This window comes from Pseudomonas sp. AC136 (assembly GCF_979258585.1).
Genome location: NZ_OZ409865.1, coordinates 1751471 through 1776647 on the forward strand (window position 1 = coordinate 1751471; position 25177 = coordinate 1776647).

Here is a 25177-nt window from a genome sequence, read left to right on the forward strand (position 1 = left end):
GAGGCTAAAGCCTCTCCTACAGGAACCGTACCTGCCTGTGGGAGAGGCTTTAGCCTCGATGCATTTCCACCGCGGTTACCCCACCTGCTCCATGATCTCTTCTGGAATCTGGCCGTTGAAATACACGTTTTGCACGTCGTCCAGGTCTTCGAGCATGTCGATCAGCTTGAGCACCTTCTGCGCCGTCTCCAGCTCACTTAGCTCGACGGTGATCGACGGAATCATGTTGATCTCCGCCTCCTCGCCTTTGAAGCCGGCTTTTTGCAGCGCTTCGTTGACGGAAATGAAGTCGACGAAACTGGTGAACACATCGATAGAGCCGTCTTCATGGGTGACCACATCGTCGGCGCCCGCTTCAAGTGCCGCTTCCATCAGCGCATCTTCATCGACGCCGGGGGCGAAGCTGATCTGGCCTTTGCGGTCGAACATATACGCCACCGAACCATCGGTGCCGAGGTTGCCGCCGCACTTGGTAAAGGCGTGGCGCACCGCCGCAGCGGTGCGATTGCGGTTGTCGGTCATGGCTTCGACGATCACCGCCACACCGTTCGGTGCGTAACCCTCGTAGCTCAGTTCCTCAACCTTGGTGCCGTCGTCCGCGCCCACCCCACGGGCGATCGCGCGATCGATGGTGTCACGGGTCATGTTGGCGCCCAGCGCCTTGTCCACCGCGAGTCGCAAGCGCGGGTTGTCGGCCGGAATGCCGCCGCCCTGGCTGGCCGCGACCGTCAGTTCACGAATCAGCTTGGTGAAAATCTTGCCCTTTTTGGCGTCCTGACGCCCTTTACGATGCTTGATGTTGGCCCATTTGGAATGACCCGCCATAACTCGCTCCGTCCTTTCCGTTCAAACCATTTGAATTGAAAACGCCCCTGTCCCGGACGAGAGAGGGGCGCTATAGAAGCCCAACAAAAGCCTTAGTCGGCTTTAACCTGCTCGCGCAAACGAATGTGCAAGTCGCGCAGCTGACGCGCATCGACTTCGCCCGGCGCCTGCGTCATCACATCGGCAGCGCTTTGGGTTTTCGGGAAGGCGATCACTTCACGAATCGACTGCGCACCGGTCATCAGCATCACCAGACGGTCGAGGCCAAACGCCAGACCACCGTGGGGCGGTGCGCCGAATTTCAGCGCGTCGAGCAGGAAGCCGAACTTCTCTTCTTGCTCTTCTTCGCTGATGCCCAGCACGCGGAATACCGTTTGCTGCATGGCCTTGTCGTGGATACGGATTGAACCGCCACCCAATTCAGTACCGTTCAACACCATGTCGTAAGCGCGCGACAGAGCGGCAGCCGGGTTGGCTTCCAGCTCTTCGGGAGTGCACTTGGGCGAGGTGAACGGGTGGTGCAGCGAGTTCAGGCTGCCGTCGTCGGCTTCTTCGAACATCGGGAAGTCCACCACCCACATCGGCGCCCATTCGCAGGTCAGCAGATTCAGGTCATGGCCCACCTTGATACGCAGCGCGCCGAGGGCATCGCACACGATCTTGGTTTTGTCAGCGCCGAAGAACACGATGTCGCCATCCACAGCGCCTACGCGGTCAAGAATGACGTTGAGGTTGGCTTCCGGAATGTTTTTCACGATGGGCGATTGCAGGCCTTCAACACCTTTGGCGCGCTCGTTGACCTTGATGTACGCCAGGCCCTTGGCGCCGTAGTTGCCGACGAACTTGGTGTAATCGTCGATTTGCTTGCGCGGCATGGCGCCACCGCCAGGAACACGCAGGGCAGCGATGCGGCATTTCGGGTCGTTGGCCGGACCGCTGAATACTTTGAAGTCCACGTCTTTAAGCTGATCGGCAACGTCGACCAGTTCCAGCGGAATACGCAGGTCCGGCTTGTCGGAACCGTAGCGGCTCATGGCTTCGGAGAACGGCATGTGCGGGAATTCGCCGAATTCCAGGTTCAACACTTCCTTGAACAGCTGGCGAATCATCTTCTCGGTGATGCCGATAATGTCGTCTTCGTCGAGGAAGCTGGTTTCGATGTCGATCTGGGTGAATTCCGGCTGACGGTCAGCACGCAGGTCTTCGTCGCGGAAGCATTTGGCGATCTGGTAGTAACGGTCGAAGCCGGCAACCATCAGCAGTTGTTTGAACAGCTGCGGAGATTGTGGCAATGCGAAGAAGCTACCGGGGTGGGTACGGCTAGGCACCAGGTAGTCACGGGCGCCTTCGGGCGTGGCGCGGGTGAGAATCGGCGTTTCCACGTCAATGAAACCGTTTTCGTCGAGGTAACGGCGGATGCTGCTGGTCACGCGCGAGCGCAGCTTGAGCTTCTCGGCCATTTCCGGACGGCGCAAATCAATGAAGCGATAGCGCAAACGGGTTTCTTCACCGACGTCGGTGTATTCGTTGAGCGAGAACGGCGGGGTTTCCGCTTCGTTGAGCACTTCCAACTCATAACCCAGCACTTCAATGGCGCCGGATGCCATGTTGGCGTTGTTGGCGCCGGCCGGACGCAGGCGCACTTTACCGGTGATTTTCACCACGTACTCGCTGCGCACGCGGTCAGCCTTGGCGAAGGTGTCGGCGCGGTCCGGATCGAATACCACCTGGGCCAGACCTTCACGGTCGCGGATGTCTAGGAAGATCACCCCGCCGTGATCTCGGCGGCGATGAACCCAACCGCACAGGGTGACTTCCTGACCTTCCAGGCTCTCGTTCAATTGGCCGCAATAATGGCTGCGCATCATGATGGTGGTTTCGCTTCTCGTAATTCGACTAATCGGGGTGCTGCTTAATCGGCTTTGTCGCCGCCAGCGAGGTTCTTTTTAGCGCCGGTCTTGAAATCGGTTTCGTACCAGCCGTTGCCCTTCAAACGAAAGCCCGGCATGGACAGCAACTTCTTCAACTCGGGGGCCTTGCAGGTCGGGCAATCGACCAGAGGCGAATCGCTGAATTTCTGAATGGCTTCCATCTGATGGCCACAGGAAGCGCATTGGTAATCGTAAATTGGCATTTGGCTCATCTCAGCATGCGTGACTGCAAACTCGGCCCTGGGGCTGGCCCTGGGCGCGCCGCGATTGCGCAGGGGACGCCTGCTCGCGGCAAGGTGCGGGAGTATATGACGGATCGCGCCTGGCAATAAACCCAAAAACCGTGCACGCCAGCAGCCAATAACAGTCAATTAAGCGGAAAGTCGTGCGCGAACTGAACGCGATTAACAGCGCAGGCGTCCAAGCGTGCAATGCATTTGCCCAATAGCATTTATTGACTCTCGCACCGCGACATCCCCCCTAGGGCCCATGCTAGGCTCTCGCCATCGCGTCAGCCCGTCTTCATTAGCCTGAAAAAGGAGAAATGCCATGGAAATCAATATCGGAATTGCCGAACAGGACCGCGCCGCCATTGCCGAAGGCCTGTCTCGCTTGCTCGCCGACACCTACACCCTGTACCTGAAAACCCACAACTTTCATTGGAACGTCACGGGTCCAATGTTCAATACCCTGCACCTGATGTTTGAAGGCCAGTACACCGAGCTGGCATTGGCCGTCGACTCCATCGCCGAGCGCATCCGCGCCCTTGGCTTCAACGCGCCAGGCACTTACGCCGCTTACGCTCGCCTTTCCTCTATTAAAGAAGAGGAAGGCGTACCGAGCGCCGAAGACATGATCAAGCAACTGATTCAGGGCCAGGAAGCGGTCGTGCGCACCTCGCGTGGCATTTTCCCGCTATTGGACAAAGTCAGCGACGAGCCTACCGCCGACCTTCTGACCCAGCGCATGCAGATCCACGAAAAAACCGCATGGATGCTTCGCAGCCTCCTGGCAGCGTGATCCAATCCCGCAAAAAACAGTAAAGGCCCGGCGCAAAACCGGGCCTTTTGCTAGGCGCAAGCTGTGTGGCTGCTCTATGCTCTGGCAATCAATAGTTTGAACTTGTACGACGCATGAGCCAGCCGCCGAAATCGCCCACCATTCTCAGTCTCTATCCGGAGGAGACCCGCGAGGCAGCTGATCTGTTAAAGCAGGCCGTACCACTCATGGTGCGCCACGATATTCCGCCCAACCCCGTGCACTACGCGCTTTGGTACACCTACAGCAAAGGCAAGGAGCCGGAGCTCAATCGTCGGCTCGACAAAGCCGTTAAAGATTTCGATAGCTTTCCACCAGAAACCGCAGCGAAGCTCTTTCGCGACTTCATTATTCGCGGCGAACTTGAAGAAGCGCGCGCCGGGCAGCAGCAAGTCATTGAACTGGTCGACGACATCGAAGGCGGCGTTTCGCAAAGCGTCAGCACCAGCAAAGCCTATCAAGACAGCCTCAACCACGGCCTCAGCGCCTTGCAGGAGCCCTTGATCGACGACCTGCCCAGCGTGCTCAACGACCTGCAACAAAGCACCCAGCTTATGCAGGACCAGCAAGAAAAATTCCTCTACCGCCTGCGCAGCGCCCAAGAAGAAATTTCGCACCTGCGCGGCCAGCTCGAACGTGCCCATATGGCCGCGACGCTCGACAGCCTGACCAACGTTTTCAACCGCCACGCTTTTACCCGCTTGCTCGAGCAGACACTGAGCAATGGCCATCAAGGCGTCGCGCTGGTCATGCTGGACATCGATCATTTCAAACACTTCAACGACCAGTACGGCCATCCACTCGGCGACCGCGTGCTTCAGCACGTCGGCCAACTGCTGCGTGAGCTGTTGCCGCCGCGGGCGATGGCGGCGCGGTATGGCGGTGAAGAGTTCTGCGTGATCATGCGCGAATGCCCGGACCTGGAAACTGCCCACGCGTTTTCGGAACAATTACGCCTGAAAATTCAGGCGCTGCGAGTGAAAGTCCGCCGTACTGACGAGATCCTCGACACCATTACCGCCTCGTTCGGTTTCGCCCTGGCCGAAGCCGGCGACAACCTCGAAAGCCTGCTCACCCGAGCCGACGACGCCCTGTATCAAGCCAAACGCAGCGGCCGTAATCAGGTTCACCCTCACCTGCCCGAGCCAGCGCTAAGCGCTTGATTTGAGTAGCCCTCCGCTTTGCTGTTAAATACTCCCCCGTGTTGCCGCTTGGCGCGGCGCATAGGCGGATGGAACGCGTGTCGAGAGCCGATTTTCAGTTACGGCAACCCGTGCCCCACCCCGCTCTTCTGCTGAATATCCTTATAAGTGAGCTCATTGCACATGCTTAAAATCGTCCACCTGCTTGTAGGAGTCGCCGCACTACTCCTGTCTTTTGCTCCTAGTCTCCATGCCGACAGCCTTCCTTACCTGCAACAGCCCGATGCCGTTTACCTCGCTCTGTTTGGTTTGATCAACCTGTTGCTGGCCCCTCTTTTTCCAATCTGGCATATGGGTGCACGCCAACACATTCAGGGCTTGGTCAGCGCGCTGCTGGTACTGGCCGTTGTGCTGCAAGTGCTGATTTTGCTGGCCCCGCTGCCCGTCATCGGCGGGCAGCCGGCCGTATTACTGAGCCTGCTCACCGTGTTGCTGGCGGTGGTACTACACCTGTGCGCAAACCTGCGCATGAAAGGTCGCAGCAAAGCAGTACCGCAAGACCTGGGTGATCGCGAAACCGGCACCGTGAAGTGGTTCAACACCTCGAAAGGCTTCGGCTTTATCTCCCGCGACAGCGGCGACGATATCTTTGTGCACTTTCGTGCCATTCGTGGCGAAGGCCACCGCGTGCTGGTCGAAGGACAACGCGTTGAATTCTCGGTGATGCAGCGCGACAAGGGCCTGCAAGCTGAGGATGTGATCGCAGCCCTTCCGCTACGTCGCTAAGCGCTGGCTACACCCACAAAAAACCCGCCACTGGCGGGTTTTTTTATACCTGTCGAGAAGCCTTCTATTAATAGTGCGGCGGCGGCGCCTCGTGCTCGCTCATGCCAAAGCCGCTCTGCATATCTTCCTGGCGCTTGGCCAGCGCGGCGATCTGCAGACTCAAGCGCTCAATGATTCGCTGCTGACTGACCAGCTCGTCGTTCAGCGCCTGAATGGTGTCGTCCTGAAACGCCAGCCTGGTTTCCAGCTCCATCACTCGGTTTTCCAAGGTCATGGCTTACTCCTCAGCGAACGTAAAATCGCTGCCCAACACCGAACGCAACTTCGCGCGGATCGCGGCAACCTGCTCGGCGCCGTAGGCCTGTGCCGGAAATCTGCCCCACACCGGCGCCGGCCATGCGGCATCGTTGCGTCGACGGACGATCACGTGCATATGCAACTGACTGACAACGTTGCCAAGCGTGGCGACGTTCATTTTGTCGGCGGCGAAGGTGTCCTTCAAAAGCTCCGTCAGCGTGACCGTTTCGTGCCACAGCTGCTGCTGTTCGTCACCACTGAGTTGGAACAACTCGCTCACTTCATCGCGACGCGGAACCAGGATGAACCACGGATAATGGACGTCGTTCATTAACAATAAACGGCACAACGGAAAGTCGCCGATCAGCAGGGTGTCGTTCTGCAAACGCGAATCCAGGGCGAACATACACAGACTCCTACTTATATATAGGTACAACGATGCCAAGCGCTGCGAACAAGCCGACCGCGCAATGACGCAAGGATACCTGCTTAGCTGATCATTCGCCCCACTACCCCGGGGCAAGTTCACAACAGCGAACGACCCTGCGACGCGTCTATCGCCCGCCAGTATGAGCCGCACCAAAACGGCGCCAGCTCCGAGCGCGAGCCGCTCGACCATGCACCGCCGCTGTGCACACTTTGTTACCCAAGCGCCGCAAGCCCCACTTTTGCAGCGTTACTGCCACCGCTAGTAACGGTTGGCCGCAGCCCGCCGCGCCACCCAAGCGCAGCGGCAAACCCCGCTTCTGTTGTGCTTTGCTCAACGCAACGCTCAGAAAATCACACATTACGAAATTTTCACGATCGTTTTGGCGTTTGTGCACGCTAATTGCTTTATCCCAAACCAAGATCAATGAGCACATACGCCCAACAGTGTTTGTGTACCTTGCTTGGAACAACAGTTAACCCTACGGACAGGAATTAACCGTTGGTCTTTAAAAGGGATTAATGAGAGCGGTTTTTATCGACTCGTTAATCATCAGAAGTCACGGAAAAAGTAATCGCTAGGATGCAAGCGTAAAACTACGAATTTGCGACATGCCACATAAGCTTTTGCGACATTGTCGTAAAGAATTTGTAGGGTCTCTGCACTATCTGTCGCCAACAATGTCGCCGTGCTATAACTTAGCGCCGACACAAAAAGAAAGAGCTAGCCCATACAACAAATAAGATGGGCAGCGCAACTTCTAAACCAAAGGAGCAATCACGATGCAAGTGATGAAGTGGAGCTTAATCGCCCTCGCAGTAGCGGGCAGCACCCAACTGGCAGTAGCCAGCGAACAGTCCGATTCGAAGGGCTTCGTAGAAGACAGCAGCCTGGATGTTCTGGCTCGCAACCTCTACTTCTCCCGTGACTTCCGTAACGTACCTAACACTTCGCAAAGCCGTGTTGAAGAATGGGGCCAAGGCTTCATCGGTACTTTCGAGTCCGGTTTCACCCAAGGCACTGTAGGCTTCGGCGTTGATGCAATCGGCCTGGCCGGCATCAAACTGGACAGCGGCCGCGGCCGTGCAGGCACTGGTCTGTTCCCTGAAGACTCCGACGGTCGTTCGGAAGACAGCTATGGCGAATCGACCGGCGCAGTCAAAATGCGCATCTCTAACACCACCCTGAAATACGGCGGCCAGTTCACCACCATGCCGGTTTTCGCAACTGACGATAGCCGTCTGCTGCCAGAAACCGCCGTAGGCTTCTTGGTAACTAGCAACGAAATCGAAGGTCTGGCCCTGAACGCGGGTCACTTCACCGCTATCAACGCTCAATCGCAAACTGGCCATGACAGCATCGGCGGCCTGACCGAAGCAAACGTGATCGGCGGTACTTACACCTTCTCCGATACGCTTTCGACTACCTTGTACTACTCGAAAGTTGAAGACTATTTCAAGAAGATCTATGCCAACGTCAACTGGACCCTGCCTATTACTGAAGGCCAGGCATTCGGTCTCGACGTCAACGCCTACAAGGTCGACAGCACCGGCAAGGGTCTGGCCGACGCTGACAACACCAACGGCAGCGGCGACATCGACAACCTGACTTACAGCTTCGCAGCCTCCTACAGCATCGACGCTCACAAGTTCACCGTTAGCTTCCAGGACGTGACTGGTGACGGCGATTATGCGTACGGCATCGACGGCGGCGGTACCGTTTACCTGAACAACTCGATCGCTCGTTCCGACTTCAACACTGAAGACGAAAAATCGTACGGCGTTCGTTATGACCTGGACTTCGCCACCCTCGGCGTTCCTGGCCTGTCGTTCATGACTCGCTACGTAACCGGTAAAGGCGCGAACGTTGAGTCGACCGACAACGGGAAAGAGTGGGAACGCGATATCGAAGCTAAATACGTCCTGCAAGACGGTCCAGCTAAAGATCTGAGCCTGCGTATTCGTCAAGCTACCTACCGTTCGAGCGACGCCGTGTACCTGCGTTCTTCGCCTTCGATCGACGAACTGCGCCTGATCGTCGAATACCCACTGAGCATTCTGTAATCTAGAACTCAGCAGGTAATTCGATATAAGAAAAAGCCCGGCATTAGCCGGGCTTTTTTTCGTCTGCAAGTTGGTACGGGTTAACTAACTTACAACGGAAGTGCATAGGTTCCCGTTACATGAGCCACTAGATTGTCATCATCCCCCGCCGAATATAAAGACACTTCACACACCGCTTGACGACGACTTAGTTTAAGTATTTGCGCATGGGCGATTAAGTCGACCGGCTTTGGTTTCGCCAGAAAGTTGATGTTCAAGTTCGCGGTCACCGCCATCTCGACCTTGCCGAGGCGCCCCAGCACCACGGCGTACATCGCGGCGTCGGCAAGCGCCATGATCGTCGGCCCCGAAACGGTGCCGCCCGGGCGCACCAATTTGGCCTGGAACGGCACGCGGGCGTAGGCGTTATTGGCGTCCAGTTGGTCGATGCACAGGTCAATATCCTCGGCCATCGGCACACCAAATCGGATCAAGGCTTGTACTTGTTCAGCAGTCAAAGCGGACACTGGAAACCCCTTACATTGCGATGGCCTGAATCCTGTACGCGGCAGTACAGGCCCCGTACAATGCCGAGCACTTCCTTGCCTTCGCAACTGATATAACGGCCAAACATGCGTACCAGTCAGTATTTGCTCTCGACCCTCAAAGAAAACCCAACCGACGCTGTCGTGGTTAGCCACCAGCTGATGCTGCGTGCCGGCATGATCCGCAAACTGGCCTCTGGCCTGTACACCTGGCTGCCGATGGGCCTGCGTGTTTTGCGCAAAGTTGAAACTGTCGTTCGTGAAGAAATGAACGCGGCCGGTGCGCTCGAAGTGTTGATGCCCGCCATTCAACCTGCCGAGCTGTGGCAGGAATCCGGGCGCTGGGAACAATACGGTCCTGAGCTGCTGCGTTTGAAAGATCGCCACGCGCGTGATTTCTGCGTCGGCCCGACGCACGAAGAAGTCATCACCGATCTGATGCGCAACGAGTTGAGCAGCTATAAACAGTTGCCTATCAACCTGTACCAGATTCAAACCAAATTCCGCGATGAAATCCGCCCACGCTTCGGTTTGATGCGCGGCCGCGAATTCACCATGAAAGACGCCTACTCGTTCCATATCGACCAGGCCTCTTTGCAACAAACCTACGACCGCATGCACCAGGCGTACTGCAATGTGTTTAGCCGCCTGGGCCTGAACTTCCGCCCTGTGCAAGCCGACACCGGCTCCATCGGCGGCACCGGCTCGCACGAATTCCATGTGCTGGCCGAGTCGGGTGAAGACGATATCGCCTTCAGCAACGTGTCGGACTACGCCGCCAACATCGAGAAAGCGGAAGCCATTCCGCGCGAAACCTCACGCGGCGCCGCGACCGAAGAAATGCGCCTGGTGGACACGCCAAACGCCAAAACCATCGCCGAGCTGGTAGAAGGCTTCAACCTGCCCATCGAAAAAACCATCAAAACACTGGTGGTGCATGGCGCTGAAGCAGGCAAGTTGGTGGCGCTGATCGTTCGTGGCGACCACGAACTCAACGAAATCAAGGCCGCCAATCTTGAGCAAGTTGCCAGCCCGCTCGAATTCGCCACCGAAGCAGAACTGCGCAACGCCATCGGCGCTGGCGCCGGCTCCCTCGGCCCGCTGAATTTGCCGCTGCCTTGCGTAATCGACCGTTCGGTTGCCCTGATGAGCGACTTCGCCATCGGCGCCAACATCGACGACAAGCACTACTTCGGCGTGAACTGGGAGCGCGACTTGCCGCTGCCGGAAATCGCTGACCTGCGCAACGTCGTTGCCGGTGACCCAAGCCCAGACGGCCAAGGCACGCTGGAGATCAAACGCGGCATCGAAGTCGGGCACATCTTCCAGCTCGGCAGCAAATACAGCGAAGCCATGAACTGCACCGTGATGGGTGAAAACGGCAAACCCGCCATTCTGACCATGGGCTGCTATGGCATCGGCGTGTCGCGCGTGGTGGCGGCTGCCATCGAGCAGAACAACGACGAGCGCGGCATTCTCTGGAGCGACGCCCTGGCGCCCTTCCAGATCGCGCTGGTACCGCTGCGCTATGAAAACGAAGACGTGCGCGCGGCGACCGACAAGCTCTACGCCGACCTCACCGCTGCCGGCTTCGAAGTGCTGTTGGATGACCGCGACAAGAAAACCAGCCCCGGCATCAAGTTTGCCGACATGGAATTGATCGGCATCCCGCACCGTATCGTGGTCAGTGACCGTGGTCTGGCCGAAGGCAATCTGGAATACAAAAACCGTCGGGAAACCGAGGCGCAGGCCATTCCGGTTGCTGAGGTGTTGTCCTTTATCCAGGCCCGTACCGGTCGTTGAGTGTTAGCCAGAGCTCCCATGTTCAAGCCACGTTCCATTAGCCTCATCGGCGCCGCCCTGTGCGGCGCCTTGCTGCTCAGCGGCTGCGCCAACCACATGTCGCAGCGGGCTGAGCGCGAGGACCGCGCTGAGCGCAAACTGCTCAACCACAGCCTGCAGATCGACGTGGGGCAACCTGACGTGCTCGAACTGCCGCAGCGGCGCGTGCGCATTCAGGACCAGAAAACCTTCGAGGTCACTGAATTCGAAGTCACCCGCATCTACGACCGCTACACCCCTTACCAGGCGTGGCGCGAGCTGTACGAAGTGCCGCTTGGCGTAGTGGCAGTGGTGGCCGGCGTGGGCGCCAACGTGGTGAATGTGGTGTTGCTCGGCAACGTCCCGGAAACAGCGACCAAAGGCTGGATCGACTACGGTTTTGCGGGCCTCAATCCGTTTATGAACGTGCAGTCCAACGGACGCTCCGAGCAAAACCTGGCGCGCATCAACGAACTGCAGAAAGACAAACTTACCGAGTATTCCAGCCTGCCCTGGGCTGAACGTCCGGTGATGATCAAAGCAGGCCCGCAAACCCACGAATTGAGCACAGACCGCAACGGCGTGCTGCGCCTTAATCTGCTCGACGGGCCGTTTGCCGAACAGGATGTCAGCCGCGTCGGCAAAATCGTGCTGAGCGTAGAAGACGATCAAGACCACACCCGCGCCGACGCCACTCTGCAAGTCAGCCGCACACTGCGCGGCAAGTTGCTGGAAGCGCACGCGCTGATTTACGACGATCTGGAAGATGACGAAGTCGCGCAGTGGGTGCACCGGGTCAAGCGCCTGTCTGACCTGGGCTTGGAAGAAGAAGCCAACGAGTTGGAACAAAGCCTGATTGAACTGACCCGCAACGACCCCGAGTTGCAGCAGGAATTTCTCACCTCGCTGCGCAAGGATGCCGGCCGCCTCGTGGCCGATCCTGGCGCCAACAACTGAGCCTGGCATGACCGCGTGCCTGCGCCTGGCGCTGTACTGCCTGTTACTACTCGCCCTGCCCCTGAGCGCAAATGTGCGCCAGGCACCGGAACCGGAGTTGCGCGACCTGCTGCAACGCACGGTGTCCGAGGCGGACAGTTTTGTTGATCGCTACGACGCTGAAGTCTGGCTGCTCGACATGTCCACGCGGCTAAGCCGCTACATGCCCGACGCTGAAGAGCGTCTGACGCTGCTCAAACAGGTGCACCACGAAGCCAGCAAAGCCGGGCTGAAGCCGGAGTTGGTCATGGCGCTGATTCATGCCGAGAGCCGCTTCAATCGCTTCGCCATTTCTTCAGTCGGCGCCCAGGGCATGATGCAGGTGATGACCTTCTGGAAGGCCGAACTGGGCCGCGAGCAAGACAACCTCACCGACAACGCCACCAACCTGCGCTACGGCTGCACCATCCTCAGCTACTACCTGAAGAAAGAGAACGGCGACCTTAACCGCGCCCTGGCCCGCTACAACGGCAGCCTCGGCAAAACTACGTATTCAGGGAAGGTGGTCGGTTATTGGCAGGATTATTGGTATGTGAAACCCTGAGACGCATCGAGGCTAAAGCCTCTCCCACAGTTGAACGCGCTGCTGTGGGAGAGGCTTTAGCCTCGATGGGCTCTACCAGGACATCGCGTTTTTCACCCACGAACCACAAACCCCGCAATCCCCTGCAGCGGATGTTCCTGCAACTCCACCGCCGTCACCTTGGCCTTTTTCGGCCCGGTTTCCAGCCAGGCAGCTAATTCCCGCACCGCCTCTTCTTCGCCTTCAACCAACACCTCAACCCGGCCATCGGCCAAATTGCGTACCCAACCATCAAGGTCCAATCGGGTAGCTTCGGTTTCGGTGCTTTGGCGAAAAAACACGCCCTGCACCTTGCCACTGACATAGCCATGCAAACAGATTCGAGCCATTGCGCTACTCCTTCGCTTGCAGTTCAGCCAGGCGCTTGCTCAGGCCCGCTGCGGTTTGTTCGCCCATCAGGCGTTCGCGCACCTGGCCTTTCGGGTCGACCAGATACGTGACCGGCAACGCCTCGCTGCGCGGCAGTTTGAAGCGCTCGCCGGGATCGCTCGCCAGTACGGTAAAACGAATGCCCATGGTTTCGCTGGCCTTGCTCAGCGCCTCGCTTTGCAGGGCATCGAAGTTCACACCCAGCACTTGCGCGTGCTGACCTTTGAGTTGCTCGGACAGGCTATTGAGCTCTGGAATCTCCGTGCGGCAGGGTCCGCACCACTCAGCCCAGTAATTAATCACTAACCACTGGCCATCCAACTGCTCAGCCGTTACCTTTCGTCCATGCTGATCGACGCCGTAGTCATCAGCGCAGCCAGCCAGCAAAAGCCCCGCGCAGATACATAACGCAATCTGCCCCATGAGCACTTTTTTAATGACCCTACGCGCAAGCGCAACCATGCATTCGATCCTCGTATCTGCAGGGGTGGTATGACACTGGACGCCCTACGCCTAGAGGTGCCGGACATCCTCGACGAAGCGGCCGCGCCGCTGGCCGATCTCAATGAGCGCTTGGCCGAAGCCCGCCTGCAATCCCATGAAAGCGCGCTGCACCTGGTGCTGGGTTTGCTGTTTCGCCTCAATCGCAGCGCCATGACCTTACTCGAAAGGCAACGCGCGCTGCAAAGTCTGAGCGATGAGTATCGCCACTACGCCGAGCACTACCGTCACGGCAACACGCCGCCGATGTTGTTTGTGCGTTTCTGTGGGGAAATGGCCATCGGCTTCAAGCGCCTGCTGCTGCAGATTCTGCAAGGCCGGCAACCTTCGCGCCCGCACTTGGCTTGGTGCCTGTATATGGCCCAGCACTTCCTGGCGCAGAACCTGTTGCGCCATTACCAGCTGTACCAAGAGCCACCGGCCAGCCTGTGGCGCGACAGCCATTTACTGTATTGGATTGGCGAGCACCAGGAGTGCCTCGACGAGCCCGTGGCCGCCGCCTTTCATCCGCTGCCCGCGAACACCTTGCGTGGCCTGTACCAACAAATGCTGCTGCTGTCCTTGAGCAATCCATTCCATTTGGCTGAAGGCGAAAGCCCGCAGTTGTTCAGCGCACTGGCGCCGCTGGCGAGTCTGGCGCGCTTGCTGCCGTGGGATGACGAAGATGACACCGAAGGGCCCATCGTTGACCTGACCGAATCGCAACCCAGCCTGCCCTTTGAGCAACACGCCGACAGCGATCCAGCGTACTTGCGCCGCTTCGAACTGGGCGCCTTGCTGGTGGCGCTGCACGAACCGGCACCGCTGCAAACCAACGTAGAAGGCGAACTGCTGCAGCGGGTGCGACACCACTGGCTGGGCCGCCAACCGCGTCGCCATGAGCGCTCCGATCAAGTCGGGGATTGCAGCCTGGTAGTCGGCTTGCCGGCTATTCATGCGCAACTGCTTGAGCACCGACCGGGCCATTGCGCCGCGCAAATGCTCGATACCAGCTCCGGCGGCGCGCGCCTGTTGTGCAACGCCGACCAAGGCCGCTTGCTGCCCGTCGGCCAGTTGGTCCTGCTGCTGACCAACAGCGGCACGCCCACCCTCGCCTTGTTGCGCTGGCGGCACCAGAACGCCGACGGCCTGTATTTGGGCCTGCGCTATTTAAAAGGCCTGCCGCGCCCGGTGTGGCTGCGACGTAGCCCCAGCACGCAGACTCACCCAGGCGTATTGCAAAGCACGCCGGTTGTCGGGGGCGGCTGGAACCACGGCCTGTGGCTGCCCAATGGCCAGTTCAGCGCTGGCGAAAACCTCTGGCTGCAATTGGTCAGCGTGCACAACCAGGCCGCCCTGCCCCTACCCCCCGCGAACCTCGAAACAGCCTCGGTCAGCCGTCACCCATTGAAGCTGGCCTAATAGTCAAAACTGCGAGACCGATCACGCCGACCGGCGGCCAAGCGCACAGTTTGCTTGTACCGCCGTGCCTATAATTTCGGCCGTCTGTCCCTACACCCCATTCTAAAATCAGCCCGGAAGCCTCCATGTCTCAAGCCCACGACAAGCTGATCGGCCCCGTGCCGTCGCGCATCACCGACGCCGCCCGCCTGCTCGTGACCGAATACGACGGTCGCGTAGCTGACTTCAACGTCGCCGCCTGGCTGCAACTGCCCGGCTTGGCCAATCTGCCGGTGTCGCTGGTAATCAGCTACCGCGACGCCGGTGCCCGCCGCGAAGTGCTGGTGGACCACGGCAAGGTCAACGGTCAGGGCAAGATTTTGCTGTCCGGCATCGGCCGCGTGCCGGTGAAACAGAAGATTGAAGACATGCAGGTGTGCTTGCGCTCGGCCATTGCTCCTACCAGCCTGGTGGTCGAGGAATTGTTCGTTCAAGCCGTGGAACCCGCCGTCGCCCAGAGCCAACAAGCACTGGCTTGAACCGAGCGAACCGTTTCCCGGTAAACAAAAAACCCCGCGCCTTGGCTGCGGGGTTTTTTATTTGAACCGAGGGAAGCGTCTCAGGCCCGGCCCGCTCCCACAGCATGCACCCACTGTAGGAGCGGCTTTAGCCGCGATGCACTTGATCTGTTAACGAGGCGTGCAGTTGCCAGTCGCGCGCTCGGGCAGGTAGTCGACGTCAGCGTCTTGCTCAACCGGCGCGCGCACTGCCAGCGACTCGGGCCAGCGCGCAAAGTTAAGACCGGTAATGCGATTGAGCCCTTCCAGCGCGTGTTCGGGATGGCTGTGGTGCAGGGCAATCACGGTGCCGTGCTTTTTCGCGGTGTGGCTGTTGGGCTTACTCATAGCACCCGATTCCTTGGCTAGTCCGTGCCAGGCTGGCAGTTTGATAGCTATCTGCAGGTAAGAGAGCCAAAAGCGTGCCAACTGTAATCTCTGCTATTTCGCAGCGTCCCGACGGCCTGGCGCGCGCCGTGCAGCGCGGGGCTACGCGCAAACTGACACTTTTTGTCAGTCCGCCCCGCCCTCTTGCTCGTCCGCCGCTTGCAGCCACTGCAACAAGCTAGCGCCGAACAGTTCGGCCTGCTCGTCATGCAAGGCCTTCAATCCAGCGCGCAAGCCGGGATACCACGCTTCATCCATTTGCGCCGGCAGTTGTTCCAAACGCGGCAGCGGCCAGGGGCAATGCAGCAACAGCTGATGCAACGTGTACTGGCCGAGGTCGCGGCACAGCACCCAGCCGCCACCACTGGCGCGACAGATCAGCAACTCGCCCTCAAGAAACTCGACGATCTCGTCCCACTCATCCTCAGGCAGCCGCCAACCCTGACCGTGAACATCGTTAAGGCGCAGCACTTCGCCGCGTACCTGGGCATCGTGGAACATGCGCAGCAGCCCCAGCGTCACCAACAAACGCGGCAAGGCGCGACGGCGCCAGTGCCGGGACGAACCGAGGTTGCACGCCAGCTCTGCGCCAAACAGCACGATCAACCACGACAGATACAGCCACAGCAGAAACAGCGGCACCGTGGCAAAGGCGCCATAAATCAGTTGGAAACCGGGGAACAGCCGCACATACAACCCGAACAGGGCCTTGGCCACTTCAAACAACACCGCTGCAAAGACGCCGCCAAGCAAGGCGTTCTTCAACGGCACACGGGTGTTGGGAACCGAGGCGTAGATCAGCGTGAAGGCCGCCATGCTCGACATCAGCGGGGTAAGACGCAGCAAAGCCTGCGCGCCGATAACCGCGTCCGGCCCGGAAATCAGCGACAGTGAGGTGATGTAGGTGCTCACCACAAACCCCACGCCGAGCAGCAGCGGGCCGAGGCTGAGAATCGCCCAATACAGCAGAAAGCTGGAAATGCCCCGACGCGGCTGACGCACACGCCAGATATTGTTCAGCGCCTTTTCCACCGTCACCAACATCGCGAACGCCGTGACCGCGAGAAACACCACGCCAATCCACGTGAGTTGCCGCGCCTGGGTGGTGAAGTTGTTCAGGTACTCCTGCACCATTTCGCCGGAGGCGGGCAGAAAGTTATGGAAGATGAAATGCTGAATCTGCTCGCCCACGCCGGAAAAAGCCGGCACAGCGGAGAGCATGGCGAAGGTCACGGTCATCATCGGCACCACGGCGAACAGCGTGGTGTAAGTCAGAGCTGCCGCGCTGTTGGGGCCGTGATCGGCCAGAAAGCGATGCAGGAGAAATCGCCAGAATTCCACAAAATCATCGAAACCTTGGCGCATGCCCTTTCCCTTGTTCAGTAGTAATTCGCGCCGTGCGCGCAACGCCGTATTCAGGCCTGGCTGCCGACGCGGGTAGAATAGCCGCCACCCTAGGCAAGATGCGATACGCACATGACCGACCTGACGCTTTATCACAACCCGCGCTGCAGCAAATCTCGCGGCGCGCTGGAGCTTCTTGAAGCCCGAGGCCTGCAACCGACCGTGGTGCGCTACCTCGAAACTCCGCCATCTGAGGCCGAGCTCAGCGCGCTGCTGAACAAACTGCAACTCTCGGCCCGCGACCTACTGCGCACTGGCGAAGACGAATACAAAACCTTGAATCTCGCCGACGCCAGCCTTAGCGATGCACAGCTAATCACCGCCATGGCCGCGCACCCGAAACTGATCGAGCGACCGATTCTCGTCGCGGGCAACAAGGCCGTCATCGGCCGTCCACCCGAGCGTGTTCTGGAGCTGCTGCCATGAGCCAACCGTACATTCTGGTTCTTTACTACAGCCGTAACGGCGCGACCTTGGAGATGGCCAAGCAAATCGCCCGTGGCGTGGAGCTGGCCGGCATCGATGCCCGCCTGCGCACCGTGCCGGCCATCTCCACCGAATGCGAAGCTGTGGCGCCGAGCATCCCGGCTGAAGGCGCGCTGTACGCCACGCTGGATGACCTGAAGAACTGCGCCGGATTGATCCTTGGCAGCCCGACCCGCTTCGGCAATATGGCCGCACCGCTGAAATACTTTCTGGATGGCACCAGCAGCCTGTGGCTGACCGGCGAACTGGTGGGTAAACCGGCCGGTGTGTTCACTTCCACCGCCAGCCTGCATGGCGGCCAGGAGAGCACGTTGCTGTCGATGATGTTGCCGCTGCTGCACCACGGCATGCTCGTCGCCGGGCTGCCTTACAGCGAAGGCGCGTTGCTGGAAACCCGTGGCGGCGGCACGCCCTACGGCGCCAGCCACCATGCGGGGCAGGATGGCAAACGCCCGCTCGACGAACACGAAATCAGCTTGTGCCGAGCCCTGGGCAAGCGCCTGGCCGAGACCGCCTTGCGCCTGCGCGCGCCGTTGGAGAACACCCGTGGCTAAAACCCCGAAGCCATTGCCCGAGCTGTCCTGGCTGGCGCCGCGTTTGAAAGTCAGCCGCGTGCTCACGCTCATCAGCTTCTTCGCTCTGGCGGCGCTGCTGCTGACGTGGAATCTGGTTTACGCCGACCTGCATGGCGCCCGCACTTGGGTAATTCTGTGCATCGAGCTCGGCCCGCTGGCCCTGCTCGCCCCCGGCCTGCTGATGGGCAACGCGCGTGCCCATGCCTGGACCTGTTTCGTCGTTAACCTGTACTTCATCAAAGGCGTGCTCGCCGCCTTCGACCCGCACCGCAGTTGGCTGGGCTGGAGCGAAGCGCTGCTAAGCCTGGCGCTTTTCACCAGCGCGCTGCTCTACACGCGCTGGCGTTTTCAGCATGACCGGAAGTTGGCGGGCGAGTGATCTAAAAGCTTCGCGGTTAATCGGAATGCCGCCCAGCCGCTCCTACAGATCGCACATCCTGTGGGAGCGGCTTTAGCCGCGATTCCTGGAAACGTCGAGTCCGCGCCCAACGAAACAGTCCGGACGCCACCTTCGCGAAGACAATAGAAAATCCAGCCGACCTTGCTGTTACCAGCCCAACGTCTCTTTCAGAAACGGAATCGTCAGCTTGCGCTGCGCCTGCAACGAGGCCTGGTCCAGTTGCTCCAGCAACTCAAACAGCGCGCTCATGCTGCGCGTACCGCGGGTGAGGATAAAGCGCCCGACTTCGTCGGTCAGGTGCAAGCCTCGGCGCGAGGCGCGCAATTGCAGGGCGCGCAGTTTGTCTTCGTCCGAAAGGGTTTGCAGTTGGAACACCAGCGCCAAGGTCAGGCGCGATTTTAGATCCGGCAACTGCACCAGCAACTCGCGAGGCGCCGCCCCCGCTGCAAGCAATAGCCGCCGACCGCTGTCACGCAACCGATTGAACAGGTGGAACAGCGCCTCTTCCCACACGGCATTGCCAGCGATGGCGTCCAGATCATCCAGGCACACCAACTCGCACTGCTCCAGGTTATCCAGCAGCTCCGGACCCAACTGCACCACGTCCGCCAACGGCAAATACACCGCCGACTCGCCGCGCTGTTCGAAACGCAAACACGCCGCTTGCAACAGGTGAGTTCGGCCTACGCCATCGCTGCCCCAGAGGTACATCAAGCTTTCCGTCCAACCCGAGTCGGCCTCGCACAAACGCTCCACATAGCCAAGCGCTGCGGCGTTGGCGCCGGGGTAGTAGTTCGCGAAGGTGGCGTCATCGCGCAAGCGCACGCCAAGGGGCAGCTGTATCGGTTTCATGCAGGATCGGGCGGTTCCGGGCGGCGCCAGGAAGGCGCGCGACAAAGGGGGCGAAGTTTATCGGCTTCTGAGCGCTAAGTCATTGATGGCAAAAGCATCGACAGAAGAGGCAGCAGCGGCAGCGACAGCCGCGTGAACCTGGCTAAACATCCGTAGGCCCCTTTCTACTGAGCGCGAGGAGTTTCCCGATCTTCGCGAACCACTCGCGAGCCACATATCGGTATCGGTCGCATGTAAGAGCGGCCCCCTTCGTCTAGCGCTTCGCTCAAAGCCGCGCGCGGCCTCGCTTGAAGAGACAGTGCGGATGGCTGCCGCGCAATCGCTCCTGATGAACGTCCCCAGCTGTCAGCAGACGTTCCCTATCAATGCCTGCTGCTTGATAGCCGTCGCCAATTTAGGGCGTACCCACCGCCCAACAAGCCTGATTTAGATTGCCCAGCGTCCTGGCCATCGCCGCCGAACAAAGCGGCGCTTGCGCCTTACATCCCTCAGCCCATCAGACCCTAATCATGACCACTCTGAAAAACGCACCCGCCCCGTCGTCTTACGCAACAGTGGCTATTTTTGTTTTGTGTTTACTGGCGCTGGCTGGCCATGCCCGCGCCGCCTATCCCGTCAGCGCGAGCGGTTCCGAAGTGCTTGTTTCGGAGCAGTCCACCAGCCGCGAGATTGATCGAATCCGCAAACTCACACCGTCAAAAAGCGCGGCGTTAAATCAAGAAGCCCTCGCCGAGGCGCGGGAAGCAGCCGAACGCTATGCCCGCATTCCTGAAGAGTTGATGGCGCTCGAAAAAATATCCGTGGATAGCATCAGAAGCCGAACAGCGGAGGCGATGAACAAGCTCCCTGACGTGATTAAAGACTGCCGCGAAACGGATATTGCCGAGAACATTCTGATCATCCGGCGCCAACTGCTGCAGTTCGACAACACCATCGCCTTCGATATTTTTTCCGCGCCTCAGGAAGATCAATCACTCAACGAAAGCGAAGCGACGACCATTGCCGACGTCGTTCATTTCCTGGCGCTAAGCCCTGAAGTTATCTGCGAGAAATACAGCGATAAGAATGCATTTGAGACGATGCGCAACCAGTTGAAATCCACCATCAGCATCGCCAGCAAAAAACTGGCCGAAGAGATTTCCGCTATCAATGAACGAGCGCCGCGAGCCAAGGCGCTGAGCGAAGCGTGGTCACAGTATCGGGACCTGCTGATGAAATCGATCGAAGAGCAAAGTGCCCCCGCCACAAAAGTAGCGGACCAGCTCGGGTTCATCATCGGCGTGTTCTGCGCCTTTGGCATTTTGATGTTTCTGGCGGTGCGGATATTCCCGTCAGAAATACAAGTGGAGCTGATCGCCTCGGGCCAGGTCATTCAATTCGCCACCGTGATGGTGATATTGATCGTGATCTGCGTGCTCGGCATGTCGAAGCTGCTAACCGAAAACACCTTAGGCACCTTGCTGGGTGGGATAGGCGGGTATGTGTTGTCCCAAGGCGTGGGCCGAGCGGTCAGTAGAGCCGCGGTCCGCGACCATGCGGCGCATAACACCAAACCCTGAAACGCAAACAGGTGGTAGGGCTCCTTCGCGAACCCAACCACCTGACGTTTTCGCTGAACACTGAGGAACCGCTACTCGGGCTGTACGGGCACTACCTCGACAACTTCAACCGCTTCCACTGGCTGCCCGTCGTCATACATATCCGACTGTTTATAGAAGTCGTGGACATGACGCAGCAGCACCATGATTACCGCCGCCACCGGCAGCGCGAGAAGAATGCCGGTAAAGCCAAATAGCTGACCGCCAGCGAGAATGGCGAAGATCACCGCCACCGGGTGCAAGCCAATGCGGTCGCCCACCAACAGCGGCGTGAGCAGCATGCCTTCGAGCAATTGGCCGACCGTGAACACGGCGGCAATACCTAGCAAGGGGTACAACTCCGGGCCAAATTGGAACAGGCCGGCCGTGATCGCTGCGCCAAAACCAATAACGAAGCCCATATACGGCACGATGCTGGCGAGCCCGGCAATTACGCCGATCAGCAGGCCCAGCTCCAGCCCGACCAGCATCAGGCCACTGGCGTAAATCACGCCGAGGCCGAGCATGACCAGCAGTTGCCCCCGTAGAAACGCGCCAAGCACTTCGTGGCATTCGCCCATCAACTGCACGATGAAGCCTTCGCGGCTGCGAGGGAGCAGGCCACGCAGCTTGGCGACCATGACGTCCCAGTCGCGCAGCAGATAAAAACTCACCACCGGAATCAGCACCACGTTGCCCAGCCAGCCGAGCAACGCCAGGCTTGAAGCCGTGGCCGAGGCCAGCACCGCGCCAACAATGTCGGTGGTTTTACCCAGGTGTTCGGTGACCGCAGTTTTAACCTGATCGAACTTCCAGAAACCGTCCGAGAGGCCAAGCTTGGCTTGTACCCATGGCAGCGCGCTGTGCTGGGCCCAATCGATCATCTGCGGCGCCAGTTCGTACAGGCGCACCAGTTGTTTGCCAAGCATAGGCACCAGCACCAGCAGGGCGATCACCAAAATCAGGGTAAATACGCTGAACACCACGATCACGGCCCAGGTGCGCGACAGTTTCCAGCGCTCCAAGCGGTCGGCCAGCGGGTCGCCCATGTAGGCCAGCAGAATGCCGATCAGAAAGGGCGAAAGTATTGGGTGAATGGCGTACAGCAGAACACCGAGCACAACCAGCGCGGCAATCCATGGCCAATGACGTGAGTCAGTCATGCTCAACAACCTCAAGGGAGAAGAATTCACCAGCCGTAATGCAGCACGTTGGTCGCCGGTGCAGGCGCCATTGGCGCAGGTGTTGGCGCAGGTGTTGGCGCTTGGCCGGCGGGCGCGGTGCTGGCGTCTACCGGCGCGGCGGCAACCGGTTCTGGCGGCAACTCGCGCAGGCGAGCCAGGGCCAGCTGCGCACGCAACTGGTCGGGGCTGGCCTTCACTTGGTAGGTCAAGCGATCACCCACGGCGCTTTGCAGGCGGGCATCGAACGGTTCCAGCAGGCGTTGCAGCTCGGCGTAGCGGTTAAGGTCGGCGCCCTGGATATCCAAGGTCAACGCTTGGGCCGCGCCTTGCGCCGCGACGAAGTGGGTGGCCAGGCGTTGGCTAACGGCGAGCATTACTGCGTCGGCCAGCGCATCGGCGTCGGCACCTTCGGCTTTGCCCTGCTCGCGGCTCTCGCCCATCCACAGCCGCCATTGCGCCTGCCATTTGCCTGCGTCTTCCTGAGCGTTTACGGCTAACAAGGCGTCGGCGCCATAGCGGGCAGACGGTTCTTTCAATGCATCGGCATTGGTCGCCGCCAGGTTTTCAGCGGTACCGGCCAGTTGTTCGTTGAGATCGGCAATTGGCAAACGCAGCGGCAAGCCACGGTTTTGCGCGGCACGTTGCAGCGCCGTGGCCGCTGGCTGGCTGTCGCCCACCAGGCTGGCGCCTTCGGCCGTGGTGTTCAGCCACCAAGCCAGCACCGCAGGGCGGTTGGCGCTCCACAATGGAATGCCGGCCTGACGCAGGCTGCGGTCGGTGCTGATGGCGTCGAAGTCGACCACCAGCACTTCAGGCGGACCATTCTCGTAAGCGTATTGGCTAACCAATTGCTGCGGGTCTTTGCGCAGTTCGGCAATGGCAGGATTGGTTAGGGCTTTGTTGTCGCCGGTCAGGCGCAGCACCAGCGTATCGAGGGCGCTGCTGAGGGCGGCGGCGCGTTCCTGCGGTTGCTGGCTGGTCACCGGTTGGCGCACTTGATACAGGTCTTCAACGCTCGCTGCCTGGGACGCGAGGCTGCACAACGACAAGCTCAGGGCGAGTAACGGGCTGAACAGTGAGGCGGACAAACGCATGATGGGCTCTCGGCTCGGAAAGGGGCGCCAGCGCTAGTGGCCAGTCGCATGACGGCGGTGCGGCGCTGCGAAAACGCGCCTTACCTTAATGCAAAGAGCCCTACCTTAAACAGGCGACTTGGGGGCTGTCGAGCGCATATAACCCGCACAACCGGCACGCCCTTACATTTGCGGCTTAACTAGCTAATCAAACGTCCCGCTCAACAAGCACAGCGGCCGGCCGATACGCAGCACATAAGCACATTAGGCGAGCAGCACAGGCGCCGTTTGGCCAACAAAGGAAGGGGTACTTGCGGTGTCGATAAAATTACGTTTGCTGCTACTAACCGGTACCGGCCTGCTGGCTGCGCTGATTCTCAGCCTGGTTGGCTTCGTGGGTAACTACCACGTGGCCGATGCCGTACGAGCCAATCAGACCAGCCTCAGTGCCCTGCGCAACCATATGGAAGCGGACATGATGCACGACGCCCTGCGCGCCGATGTGTTGGCGGCCATGTTAGTCGGGCTGGGCAAAAGCCCCACCACCGCTGCCGAAGCACGCAGTAGCCTGGAAGAACACGCCGGGCATTTTCGCGAGGTGCTGGCCGACAACCTGAAATTGCCGGTGAACGAGGCAATCAAGGCTGGACTGAACACGGTCAAACCCAGCCTTGATTCCTACATCGCTGCCGCCGAAGCCATCGTCGCCCAAGCGCTCACCAACCCCGACGCGGCACAAGGGCAGTTGCCCACGTTCAACGCGGCGTTCAGCAAGTTGGAAGGCGAAATGGCCGCCCTCAGCGAGCTGATCGAGAGCAACACCGGGCAAACCTCGAAAGACACCGAAAGCGCCATCAGCACCGCCAACCTCACGCTGACCGTTGTGTTAATAGCGAGCTTGGTGCTGTTGGTATTGCAAGGCGCATGGATCATTCGCGGCATCATGCGACCGCTGCTCGCTGCCAGTGAAATTGCCACCAGCATCGCCCAGGGCGACCTCAGCCGGCGCATCGAAGAGCCAGCTACCCAGGACGAAGCCAGCGCGCTGATCCGCAGCCTGGCCACCATGCAACGCGACCTGCGCGACATGATCGGCGTGGTGCGCAGCAACGCCAACAACGTCAACAGCCTCACCCAGCAACTCAGCGCCGGCTGCCACCAAGTCGCCAACAGCAGCACGCAACAAAGCGAGGCGTCCAACACCATGGCCGCCGCTGCCAGCGAAATGACCGCCAGCATTGAGGAAATTACCCGCCATGCCGGTCAGGCGCTGGACATGGCCAACCAGGCCGAGCGCCTGGCGAACGACGGCGGCAAAGTGATTCACCAAGTGGTGCAAGACATGGACGGCATCGCCCGCTCCGTGCAGCAATCAGCGCAGGTGATCCGCACGCTGGACCAAGAGTCCGAGCAGATTTTCAGCATCATTCAGGTGATCAAGGGCATCGCCGACCAAACGAACCTGCTCGCCCTAAACGCCGCCATTGAAGCAGCGCGGGCCGGCGAACAGGGCCGGGGGTTTGCCGTGGTGGCAGATGAAGTGCGCAGCCTGGCGGGCCGCACCAGCGCTTCGACCCAGGAAATTGCCGCCATGGTGCAGCGCATTCAAACCAGCACCCGCGAGGCCGCCAACAGCATGGAAGCCGGCGTGGCGCAGGTGGATAAAGGCATGGCCGTGACCGCCGATGTGGAACGGGCGATTCGCGAAATCCTGGCCGCCACGTTGAGCACCACGCAACTGGTGAACGACATCAGCCGCACCATCGGCGAACAAAGCCTGGCCAGCAACGAGATTGCCCATCAGGTGGAAACCATCGCCAGCATGTCGGTCAGCAACAGCACGGTAATTGGCAAAACCGCCGACACCACGGATGAACTCTCGGGTCTGGCCGGGCAGCTGTCGTTATCGGTCGATCGCTTTCGTCTGTAGGCCTGGCCCCGCGTTTTTTATTAATTTTCTGGCCATCCGGCTGCGCGGATGGCCGCCTACGGGCAAGCC

Annotated in this window: 27 protein-coding genes and 1 pseudogene; 15 read left to right on the forward strand and 13 right to left on the reverse strand. The window is 59.6% G+C overall.

The annotated features are described in order from the left end of the window. Positions 1–75 precede the first annotated feature (75 nt). From ACZZZU_RS07925 to ACZZZU_RS07935, 3 genes are all read right to left on the reverse strand, one after another. Positions 76–825 (reverse strand): YebC/PmpR family DNA-binding transcriptional regulator, encoded by a 750-nt coding sequence (locus ACZZZU_RS07925; protein WP_463383512.1) that lies wholly within the window; start codon positions 823–825, stop codon positions 76–78. Positions 826–917: 92 nt separating this feature from the next. Next, the gene (gene aspS, locus ACZZZU_RS07930; protein ID WP_463383513.1) at positions 918–2693 is read right to left on the reverse strand and encodes an aspartate--tRNA ligase; all 1776 of its coding nucleotides are present in this window, start codon (positions 2691–2693) and stop codon (positions 918–920) included. 44 nt (positions 2694–2737) lie between these two features. Continuing rightward, positions 2738–2959, reverse strand: a complete 222-nt coding sequence (locus ACZZZU_RS07935) for an FmdB family zinc ribbon protein (protein WP_110616213.1) — start codon at positions 2957–2959, stop codon at positions 2738–2740. A gap of 346 nt (positions 2960–3305) precedes the next feature. Between ACZZZU_RS07935 and ACZZZU_RS07940 the strand changes: the two genes are divergently transcribed. From ACZZZU_RS07940 to ACZZZU_RS07955, 4 genes and pseudogenes are all read left to right on the forward strand, one after another. Continuing rightward, complete coding sequence (locus tag ACZZZU_RS07940) at positions 3306–3776, forward strand: Dps family protein (RefSeq protein WP_122493924.1); 471 nt, start codon at positions 3306–3308, stop codon at positions 3774–3776. Positions 3777–3889: 113 nt separating this feature from the next. Continuing rightward, positions 3890–4957 carry a GGDEF domain-containing protein gene (locus ACZZZU_RS07945; RefSeq protein ID WP_463550288.1) on the forward strand — a complete coding sequence of 356 codons (1068 nt, stop codon included), beginning with the start codon at positions 3890–3892 and terminating at the stop codon, positions 4955–4957. Between the two features lie 162 nt (positions 4958–5119). After that, a pseudogene (locus ACZZZU_RS07950) lies at positions 5120–5440 on the forward strand (cold shock domain-containing protein membrane protein); the annotation flags it as partial. Positions 5441–5497: 57 nt separating this feature from the next. Then, positions 5498–5722 (forward strand): cold-shock protein, encoded by a 225-nt coding sequence (locus tag ACZZZU_RS07955; RefSeq protein WP_163016622.1) that lies wholly within the window; start codon positions 5498–5500, stop codon positions 5720–5722. A 67-nt stretch (positions 5723–5789) separates the two neighbouring features. Here ACZZZU_RS07955 and ACZZZU_RS07960 read toward each other — a convergent pair whose 3' ends face one another. Both ACZZZU_RS07960 and ACZZZU_RS07965 read right to left on the reverse strand, forming a co-directional pair. Further along, positions 5790–5996 (reverse strand): SlyX family protein, encoded by a 207-nt coding sequence (locus ACZZZU_RS07960; RefSeq protein WP_122493927.1) that lies wholly within the window; start codon positions 5994–5996, stop codon positions 5790–5792. Between the two features lie 3 nt (positions 5997–5999). Next, a complete protein-coding gene (locus ACZZZU_RS07965; RefSeq protein ID WP_463550289.1) occupies positions 6000–6425 on the reverse strand; it encodes an HIT family protein in 426 nt (141 codons plus the stop codon). A gap of 803 nt (positions 6426–7228) precedes the next feature. Between ACZZZU_RS07965 and ACZZZU_RS07970 the strand changes: the two genes are divergently transcribed. After that, on the forward strand, positions 7229–8509 hold the full coding sequence (locus ACZZZU_RS07970; protein ID WP_463550290.1) for an OprD family porin: 1281 nt from the start codon (positions 7229–7231) through the stop codon (positions 8507–8509). An 89-nt stretch (positions 8510–8598) separates the two neighbouring features. Here ACZZZU_RS07970 and ACZZZU_RS07975 read toward each other — a convergent pair whose 3' ends face one another. Beyond that, positions 8599–9006 (reverse strand): PaaI family thioesterase, encoded by a 408-nt coding sequence (locus tag ACZZZU_RS07975; RefSeq protein ID WP_463384737.1) that lies wholly within the window; start codon positions 9004–9006, stop codon positions 8599–8601. A gap of 114 nt (positions 9007–9120) precedes the next feature. Between ACZZZU_RS07975 and ACZZZU_RS07980 the strand changes: the two genes are divergently transcribed. Genes ACZZZU_RS07980 through ACZZZU_RS07990 form a run of 3 tightly spaced genes read left to right on the forward strand, consistent with a single transcriptional unit; the run spans position 9121 to position 12394 of the window. Further along, on the forward strand, positions 9121–10836 hold the full coding sequence (locus tag ACZZZU_RS07980; protein ID WP_463550291.1) for a proline--tRNA ligase: 1716 nt from the start codon (positions 9121–9123) through the stop codon (positions 10834–10836). A gap of 18 nt (positions 10837–10854) precedes the next feature. Beyond that, positions 10855–11811: a hypothetical protein gene (locus ACZZZU_RS07985; protein ID WP_122493931.1), complete on the forward strand. Its 957-nt coding sequence runs from the start codon at positions 10855–10857 to the stop codon at positions 11809–11811. 7 nt (positions 11812–11818) lie between these two features. After that, complete coding sequence (locus ACZZZU_RS07990; protein ID WP_463550292.1) at positions 11819–12394, forward strand: lytic transglycosylase domain-containing protein; 576 nt, start codon at positions 11819–11821, stop codon at positions 12392–12394. A 92-nt stretch (positions 12395–12486) separates the two neighbouring features. Here the strand turns inward: ACZZZU_RS07990 and ACZZZU_RS07995 are convergent, their stop codons facing one another. Both ACZZZU_RS07995 and ACZZZU_RS08000 read right to left on the reverse strand, forming a co-directional pair. Further along, entirely contained in the window at positions 12487–12762 is a 276-nt protein-coding gene (locus tag ACZZZU_RS07995) for an acylphosphatase (RefSeq protein ID WP_122493933.1), read from the reverse strand. A 4-nt stretch (positions 12763–12766) separates the two neighbouring features. Continuing rightward, positions 12767–13225 (reverse strand): TlpA disulfide reductase family protein, encoded by a 459-nt coding sequence (locus ACZZZU_RS08000; protein WP_463552122.1) that lies wholly within the window; start codon positions 13223–13225, stop codon positions 12767–12769. Between the two features lie 69 nt (positions 13226–13294). Between ACZZZU_RS08000 and ACZZZU_RS08005 the strand changes: the two genes are divergently transcribed. Both ACZZZU_RS08005 and ACZZZU_RS08010 read left to right on the forward strand, forming a co-directional pair. Continuing rightward, a complete protein-coding gene (locus tag ACZZZU_RS08005) occupies positions 13295–14704 on the forward strand; it encodes a PilZ domain-containing protein (RefSeq protein ID WP_463550293.1) in 1410 nt (469 codons plus the stop codon). A gap of 125 nt (positions 14705–14829) precedes the next feature. After that, complete coding sequence (locus ACZZZU_RS08010; protein ID WP_122493935.1) at positions 14830–15222, forward strand: hypothetical protein; 393 nt, start codon at positions 14830–14832, stop codon at positions 15220–15222. Positions 15223–15372: 150 nt separating this feature from the next. Here ACZZZU_RS08010 and ACZZZU_RS08015 read toward each other — a convergent pair whose 3' ends face one another. After that, entirely contained in the window at positions 15373–15588 is a 216-nt protein-coding gene (locus tag ACZZZU_RS08015; protein WP_122493936.1) for a hypothetical protein, read from the reverse strand. A gap of 165 nt (positions 15589–15753) precedes the next feature. Further along, complete coding sequence (locus ACZZZU_RS08020) at positions 15754–16992, reverse strand: virulence factor BrkB family protein (RefSeq protein ID WP_122493937.1); 1239 nt, start codon at positions 16990–16992, stop codon at positions 15754–15756. A gap of 111 nt (positions 16993–17103) precedes the next feature. Here ACZZZU_RS08020 and arsC point away from each other — a divergent pair, with 111 nt between their 5' ends. Genes arsC through ACZZZU_RS08035 form a run of 3 tightly spaced genes read left to right on the forward strand, consistent with a single transcriptional unit; the run spans position 17104 to position 18471 of the window. Beyond that, positions 17104–17457 carry an arsenate reductase (glutaredoxin) gene (gene arsC, locus ACZZZU_RS08025; protein ID WP_463550294.1) on the forward strand — a complete coding sequence of 118 codons (354 nt, stop codon included), beginning with the start codon at positions 17104–17106 and terminating at the stop codon, positions 17455–17457. Next, the gene (gene wrbA, locus ACZZZU_RS08030) at positions 17454–18071 is read left to right on the forward strand and encodes an NAD(P)H:quinone oxidoreductase (protein ID WP_463383521.1); all 618 of its coding nucleotides are present in this window, start codon (positions 17454–17456) and stop codon (positions 18069–18071) included. Before arsC ends, wrbA begins: the two co-directional genes overlap by 4 nt. Further along, positions 18064–18471 (forward strand): DUF2069 domain-containing protein, encoded by a 408-nt coding sequence (locus ACZZZU_RS08035; protein ID WP_122493940.1) that lies wholly within the window; start codon positions 18064–18066, stop codon positions 18469–18471. Before wrbA ends, ACZZZU_RS08035 begins: the two co-directional genes overlap by 8 nt. Before the next feature lie 168 nt (positions 18472–18639). Here ACZZZU_RS08035 and hda read toward each other — a convergent pair whose 3' ends face one another. Continuing rightward, positions 18640–19344, reverse strand: a complete 705-nt coding sequence (gene hda / locus ACZZZU_RS08040; RefSeq protein WP_463550295.1) for a DnaA regulatory inactivator Hda — start codon at positions 19342–19344, stop codon at positions 18640–18642. Positions 19345–19853: 509 nt separating this feature from the next. Between hda and ACZZZU_RS08045 the strand changes: the two genes are divergently transcribed. Further along, positions 19854–20903: a hypothetical protein gene (locus ACZZZU_RS08045; RefSeq protein WP_463550296.1), complete on the forward strand. Its 1050-nt coding sequence runs from the start codon at positions 19854–19856 to the stop codon at positions 20901–20903. A 71-nt stretch (positions 20904–20974) separates the two neighbouring features. Here ACZZZU_RS08045 and ACZZZU_RS08050 read toward each other — a convergent pair whose 3' ends face one another. Together ACZZZU_RS08050 and ACZZZU_RS08055 are read right to left on the reverse strand one after the other, a co-directional pair. After that, positions 20975–22084: an AI-2E family transporter gene (locus tag ACZZZU_RS08050; RefSeq protein ID WP_122493943.1), complete on the reverse strand. Its 1110-nt coding sequence runs from the start codon at positions 22082–22084 to the stop codon at positions 20975–20977. 26 nt (positions 22085–22110) lie between these two features. After that, a complete protein-coding gene (locus tag ACZZZU_RS08055; protein ID WP_463550297.1) occupies positions 22111–23199 on the reverse strand; it encodes a DUF2066 domain-containing protein in 1089 nt (362 codons plus the stop codon). A 295-nt stretch (positions 23200–23494) separates the two neighbouring features. On the opposite strand from ACZZZU_RS08055, the gene ACZZZU_RS08060 reads away from it, so the two are divergent. Beyond that, positions 23495–25108, forward strand: a complete 1614-nt coding sequence (locus ACZZZU_RS08060; RefSeq protein WP_463550298.1) for a methyl-accepting chemotaxis protein — start codon at positions 23495–23497, stop codon at positions 25106–25108. The last annotated feature ends 69 nt before the right edge of the window (positions 25109–25177 follow it).